Origin of the sequence: Pseudoalteromonas sp. SIMBA_162, from assembly GCF_046535955.1 — a bacterium.
GTDB classification, from domain to species: Bacteria; Pseudomonadota; Gammaproteobacteria; order Enterobacterales; family Alteromonadaceae; genus Pseudoalteromonas; species Pseudoalteromonas marina.
In genome coordinates this window covers 1-264 of the sequence record NZ_JAWJBQ010000559.1, presented here as the reverse complement: position 1 = coordinate 264, position 264 = coordinate 1, and the positions used below count along the sequence as shown (strand labels likewise).

1 protein-coding gene is annotated in these 264 nt (G+C 55.3%); it reads left to right on the top strand.

The genetic code is table 11. From position 1 onward, the window contains the following. Nucleotides 1-264, top strand: a 264-nt coding sequence (locus R0J88_RS20910) for a glucuronate isomerase (protein WP_410901012.1), incomplete at both ends; no start/stop codon positions are given.

Here is a 264-nt window from a genome sequence, read left to right as displayed (position 1 = left end):
CATGCAGCAGATGAACGTGAAAATGGTCGGCACCACCGATGACCCGATCGATTCTCTGGAGCATCACGCAGAGATCGCCAAAGACGGCTCTTTCACCATCAAAGTGCTGCCGAGCTGGCGTCCGGACAAAGCCTTCAACATCGAACAGGCGACCTTTAACGACTACATGGCGAAGCTGGGCGAAGTTTCCGATACCGACATTCGCCGCTTTGCTGACCTGCAAACTGCCTTGACCAAACGTCTGGATCACTTCGCCGCTCACGG